The sequence below is a fragment of the Roseofilum halophilum BLCC-M91 genome, assembly GCF_030068445.1.
Taxonomy (GTDB): Bacteria; Cyanobacteriota; Cyanobacteriia; order Cyanobacteriales; family Desertifilaceae; genus Roseofilum; species Roseofilum halophilum.
This window is the reverse complement of sequence record NZ_JAQPOK010000107.1, coordinates 1-5,748: the sequence shown is the minus strand read 5'-3', so window position 1 is coordinate 5,748 and position 5,748 is coordinate 1. Positions and strand designations below refer to the sequence as shown.

7 protein-coding genes and 1 pseudogene are annotated in these 5,748 nt (G+C 45.6%); 6 read left to right on the top strand and 2 right to left on the bottom strand.

The window, feature by feature from the left end; genetic code table 11:
* Window positions 1-102 precede the first annotated feature (102 nt).
* Window positions 103-604, bottom strand: a pseudogene (locus tag PJF56_RS14600) (transposase); the annotation flags it as partial.
* A 341-nt stretch (window positions 605-945) separates the two neighbouring features.
* Here PJF56_RS14600 and PJF56_RS14595 point away from each other — a divergent pair.
* From PJF56_RS14595 to PJF56_RS14570, 6 genes are all read left to right on the top strand, one after another.
* Window positions 946-2,760, top strand: coding sequence for a response regulator (locus PJF56_RS14595; RefSeq protein ID WP_283763417.1), 1,815 nt, complete (start codon window positions 946-948; stop codon window positions 2,758-2,760).
* A 120-nt stretch (window positions 2,761-2,880) separates the two neighbouring features.
* Window positions 2,881-3,009, top strand: a complete 129-nt coding sequence (locus PJF56_RS14590; RefSeq protein ID WP_283763416.1) for a hypothetical protein — start codon at window positions 2,881-2,883, stop codon at window positions 3,007-3,009.
* 2 nt (window positions 3,010-3,011) lie between these two features.
* Window positions 3,012-3,398, top strand: a complete 387-nt coding sequence (locus PJF56_RS14585; protein WP_283763415.1) for a response regulator — start codon at window positions 3,012-3,014, stop codon at window positions 3,396-3,398.
* A gap of 101 nt (window positions 3,399-3,499) precedes the next feature.
* Window positions 3,500-3,826 (top strand): hypothetical protein, encoded by a 327-nt coding sequence (locus PJF56_RS14580; RefSeq protein ID WP_283763414.1) that lies wholly within the window; start codon window positions 3,500-3,502, stop codon window positions 3,824-3,826.
* A gap of 30 nt (window positions 3,827-3,856) precedes the next feature.
* Window positions 3,857-4,063: a TFIIB-type zinc ribbon-containing protein gene (locus PJF56_RS14575; protein ID WP_283763413.1), complete on the top strand. Its 207-nt coding sequence runs from the start codon at window positions 3,857-3,859 to the stop codon at window positions 4,061-4,063.
* A 55-nt stretch (window positions 4,064-4,118) separates the two neighbouring features.
* Window positions 4,119-4,430: a DUF1830 domain-containing protein gene (locus PJF56_RS14570; protein WP_283763412.1), complete on the top strand. Its 312-nt coding sequence runs from the start codon at window positions 4,119-4,121 to the stop codon at window positions 4,428-4,430.
* An 11-nt stretch (window positions 4,431-4,441) separates the two neighbouring features.
* Here PJF56_RS14570 and PJF56_RS14565 read toward each other — a convergent pair whose 3' ends face one another.
* The gene (locus tag PJF56_RS14565) at window positions 4,442-5,557 is read right to left on the bottom strand and encodes a tetratricopeptide repeat protein (RefSeq protein ID WP_283763411.1); all 1,116 of its coding nucleotides are present in this window, start codon (window positions 5,555-5,557) and stop codon (window positions 4,442-4,444) included.
* Window positions 5,558-5,748: the final 191 nt, after the last annotated feature.

Below are 5,748 nucleotides of genomic sequence, written 5' to 3'. Positions count from 1 at the left end.
GCCTCCCCCGTCCCAGAGGAGGACACTATTCTGATACCTTCTGCTCTAATACAGCGCTTCGCGCGGTAATGGGTAATGGGTAATGGGTAATGGGAAAACCATTACCCTAGCGACAATCTTGTTCGCTTTTCTGCGACGATTGCTACCCTTCTTTTTTCGTGCAGCAATACGTTGTTTTACAGCGAGTTTCTTTTCATATTTAGATAGGTGTTTTGGGTTGGGATATTTGGAAACTTTCTCGCCGTCGTAAGTAATCGCAAAATCTTTAATTCCTAAATCAATGCCAATTGCTTTCCCTGCTTTTGATTCGGGATAATCGCCTTCATATTCCATCAAAACCGAACCGTAGTATTTGCCAGATGGGTATTGACTAACGGTTACGGTCTTAATTACCCCGTCAAGAGGTCGATGGATTTTTGCTTTGACCACACCCAATTTACCGGGGAATTTCAAAGCTTCATCAACTTGTTTTACTTTTTGGGGGTATTGAATTGATTGACGATGATGTTTTGATTTGAATCTTGGCACATCCAAAATGCTGGGCTAACACTTGAATTTGTTCGTCTGTGGGGTAGAGCCTGACTTTTACTGCTTGTCGTCTCATCTAATTTTCTCCCAATATCGACCTATTACTATTATATACAATTTCAGTAAAATGATTGGGGCAATATTTGGCTACTCCTCATATCTCTCCTCTCTCGCCTTGTGGTATTGATCGGAGATACAATCGTTGCAGCCCGCCTTAGATCCCGCCACTGATTCGGAGTACCGAATTCAGTGGGGGACTTACGGCGAATTAGTTAACTTTAGTTCATAAATTCAAAATCACCAAAATTTAATCTTTAATTCCTAATTTAGGGGTAATTTTTGTATCTCTCCCTATTGCCAAGACACAGCTCCCACGTTACAACAGCCATAAGAGACCATTATAGGAAATTGCAGGGGATGAAAATTCTATTGGTCGAAGACGATCGCGCCTTAGCTGAACTGTTAAAAAACGAACTCACAGCTAACCATTATTTGGTGGATGTGGCGTTTGAGGGTAACTTGGGCTGGCAACTGGCGGAAGGAATTATCTACGATTTAATTGTGTTAGATGTGGGATTACCCCAACTCAATGGTATTGAATTTTGCCAGAAGCGACGCAAAAAAGGCGATCGCACTCCCATCCTGTTAATGACGGCTGAAGACTCTAGCAGCCAAAAGGTCAATGGGTTAGACGCAGGAGCCGATGATTACCTAACCAAACCCATTGACTTACCGGAACTGCTGGCCCGAATTCGCGCTCTTTTGCGCCGGGGAAACGATGCCCGACTCCCTACCCTAACTTGGGGGAAGTTGCGTCTCGATCCCAGTCAATGTCAAGTCACCTATGAGCAAACCTTGCTCAAGCTCACTGCGAAAGAATACGAACTGCTGGAACTCTTTCTGCGTCATCCCCAACGAATTTTTAGTCAAAGTGCTATTCTCGATCACTTATGGTCTTTTGATGACCCCCCCTCAGAAAATGCGGTACGCACCCATATTAAAAGCCTGCGTCAAAAACTGAAAAAAGCGGGCGGCTCTAGCGATTTTATCGAGACGGTCTATGGTTTAGGGTATCGCCTCAATGGAGGGTGTCAAGAGACCCCAAACCGCCACAATTCCAATATTCCTCCAGCATTTTTATCGATTTGGGAACGCTATCAGGATCAATATTGCGATCGCCTCAAAGTCATCCAAAACACCCTCAACCATCTCCCCAGCGATTTCCTAGATCCCGACTCCCTGCAAGATGCTATTCGCGAAGCCCATACCCTAGCCGGTTCCCTGGGTAGCTTCGGTCTCAAGGATCTTTCTGAAGTCGCGAGGGAGATTGAACAGACGTTGAAAATTCCCCAAGATCGAACCGCGCTCCTAGAAACCTTAGTTCCTCAAATCAACACCTTACATCAAGGTCTAACCCAGAATAAAACTCCCAACCCTGCTCCTGCTCCTCCACAACCGATCGCCTTACCCCAGATTCTAATTATCGAACCCGATCCCCTTTTCGCCCACTCCTTACAAGAGCAAGCAACCCGCGCTCACCTGAATCCGGTTGTGGTTTCTACCCTATCAGAGGGGAAGCAGAACGTGAAGCAACACCCCCCGGATCTGATTGTTCTGGAGTTATCCCTCCCCGAAACCTGCCAAACTGAGATCTTAGAATGGATTACCTCGATCGCGACTGCTGAACCTCCAATTCCGGTAGTGGTTTTGGCTGAACAAAATACCCTCAACGATCGCGTAGCGGTGGCTAGAGCGGGAGGACAAGGATTTCTACAAAAACCGATTCCGGCTCAAGAGGCGATCGCGTCGGTGCGTTCCTTCTTAAAAGAGGAGCCAACCCAATCTCCCCAACTGCTGATTGTTGATGATGACAGCCAACTCTTAGCCTGCTTAAAACAAATCCTCACCCCTTGGGGATTTGCAATTACCCTGCTCAACCATCCCCAAGAGTTTTGGCAAACCCTACAAGAGATCCAACCCGATTTAGTGCTGCTGGATATTGAAATGCCGGAAGTAACAGGTATTGAACTGTGTCAAGTGCTGCGGAACGACACGCGATGGATGGCGCTTCCGGTTTTGTTCCTCTCAAGTCATCGAGATTCCGAGACGATTCAGCAAGTTTTTTTAGCCGGAGCCGATGATTATATCCAAAAACCGATTGTAGAACCGGAATTAATTGCTCGCATTCTTAACCGTTTAGAGCGTCGCTCCAAACCTTCTTTGGTGCAGTGATAAAAGTGCGGAGGGTTTAGTGCGATTGGTCAATGATATTCTGGAATTATAGCGCCTAGAGTCTGGCAAGATCCGTTTACAAAACAGGCGATCGCCATCACCCGTGCCGGGGTTACCCTGGTGGTCTCGGAACAGACTTGGGGCGTAATCGTGGAACAGCATGGGGGACGAATTTGGGTAGAAAGTCAGGTCAACCAAGGGAGTCAGTTTTATTTTTCTCTACCCATCTATAGCCAAGGAGAAGGGTAATTATGGGCACTAAACGGATTTTAGTTATTGATGATGATGATGGAGTACGGGAAATTATTCAGATTTCCCTCGAAGCAGCGGCCGGATGGGAGGCGATCCCCGCTTCGTCGGGTCAAGAGGGGATCGAACTGGCGGCAACTGCACAGCCCGATGCCATTTTATTAGATATGATGATGCCAGGGATGGATGGTAAGGCTACCTATCAAGCGCTACAGGGGAATCCTTTGACCGCCAATATCCCGACGATTCTGCTGACGGCCAAGGCCAAGAATAGTGAAAAACAACAGTTTATTGAGGATTTAGGGGTTACTGGGGTGATTACTAAACCCTTTGATGCTATGGGGTTAGTCCAACAAATGTGTTGGCTTCTCCATTGGCCAGAAATATGAAGAAATGTTGAGTTTTATTTCCAGTTGAGAGAGAATCACAAAATCCTCACATTTGTCTTTTACAGTTTGGGGGCAAAGATCAATTAGAGATCGAAACAGTTATGGGCTATACATCAAGGAGTCCCGAAACTGGGGATAGTAAAACAGGTGGTGCAGCATGGCAAAAATTGCCCCTTTCCTCGTCTACGGACGAACCTTGGACGGAAATGGAGTATATGGAGCTGGCGATCGCCGTTCTCAAAACCCAAGACCCTTATCTGATCCATTCCCTAATTGCTATTATTAATCCAGCTCATATCATTGAGTATCGTAAATCTCTTTATACCGTAGATGACTATTTGTTGAAACCTGTCAATATCGATCAATTAATGCCAAGAATTGAATCTTATTTGTCCGATCCCTATAGGTTATGTCCATCGGTTCATTGATCCTTGACTGAAGCCACAGGAGGTTAGATAATGTTAGAAATGAATTGTCCTTGTTGCTCCTATCCACTACTCAGGCATGTTCGCTCTACAGGGATGTATTGGTACTGTAGTCATTGTCATCAAGAAATGCCCACTAATCTACGGCATCCACGAGAAAGAAGTCGCTCCATAACCTCTCCCTTTGTCGAAGAGTGGCTCAAGTATAAACAGCAAAAACTGTTGGCTGTAGGAGCATAGATTAATTCTTTTGTTGAATCCATTTCGTTATTTGTTTACTAAGAAGGAGTTCATAATGCTATATCCCCAAACCTTTGACCAAAAAAGTTGGATGTTGTGTTACTACAAAAATCAAAGCCAAGGAGTACAGATCTTGAAAATTGATAATGTAGAAGATTGGTACTTTGAACGGCTGGTTAAGCCAGAGGAGCGATTGGTTTTTGAAGCGCCAGAAATGGCCCAATTACAGATTCACTATCCATGTTCGAGTCAATATCAATCTGTGGAAATTATTCCCTGCTACCAAATTCGAGTCAGATATGGGCTAGAGTATGAATCGGTTGCCAGACCTAATTTAAAGGTGGTTTCCATTAACCGTAGTGCTTAATCACAAAGTCCCTATGGATTGTTCAGGGTGTCAATCAGATCGGAAAAATAATCAGTTTTTAGGTTAAGGTGTTGGGCTAACTTTAGCCCTTGTTCGAGAGCAGCTAGGGCTTGATTGGGTTGGTTAAGGGTGCGATGGATCTGGGCAATTTGTCCATAGGTATTCATCATGCCATAAGCATCATAGGCTCCGGCTTGAGTGCCGAGAAGAGACCGATAGACGGCGAGAGCTTGGGGAAATTGCTGGTATTTTTGATAGAGTTGAGCAAGCTGTTGTAGGCTCTGGGTAGCATAGGCGAGTTGTTGCTGCTCAAAGGAAATGAGGTAGGCTTGTTCGTAGAGTTGGGCACTGGTTTTGAGGTTGCCTAGGGTTTCGTAGTGTTTGGCGATCGCCATTTGTTCCTTGGGAATGGCATTCACTTGCCCTAACCGATCGTACAGGTTAATCAAATCCAGTCGAGTGGCGATCGCCCCTTCCCACTGTTGCATCTGCTCGTAACTATAGGCTAACTGTTGATAGGCTTCAATTTGAGTAAAAACATCCCCCTGCTGTTGGGCAAACTTCAAAACCGCTTCATATCCTGTAACTGCTTGGGGATAATCAAACCAATTGAGATGGGTTTGGGCAATTTGCTCAAGAAGGGTGCTTTGTTGCTCCTCATCAGAGTCCTCGATCGCCAGATCCAAAAGTTTTTGATAAACTCTTACAACAGATTGGGGCGATCGCACTTGTTGATAAGCTCTTCCCAACTCTTGTAACGTTTCCCCCTCTCCCTCCTCAACCTCTCCTTGAATCTCATCTAACCGGGTAATAATTTGTCGAATCATAGCCGACTCCCCCTCCAACCAAGCAATAGCTCCGACTCGCGAGAGCGCTTGAATTTCCTCAATCAGTTCCAACCCTTGGCGTAACTCTAATTCTCGTTGCCAAAGTTGGAACGCTTCCGGTTGATTGCCCTGTTGCAGGAACTCTAGGGCTTGTTGATGGAAAGTATCCAGCTCTTCAGAGTTTACCGGATCGGCTGCAACCGGCAAAGTCCATAACCCTCCTAAGCAAACGATCCAAGGAGCCAGATGTAGCACTATACGCTGGGGAGTCGTGAATCGGGGGTTGGAATTTGCAGTCATATGACATCTGAGTCCTCTATTAAATATCAATTACAGCGCTTCGCGCGGTAATGGGTAATGGGTAATGGGTAATGGGCAGAAGGGAAAACCATTTTTTACGCTATGCGTGCCCATTCTTCAGGCTTTTCATGGGACAACACTCTCAAGGAACATTTCGATTACTGTACCTCATAACATCGAAAAACGCTGTA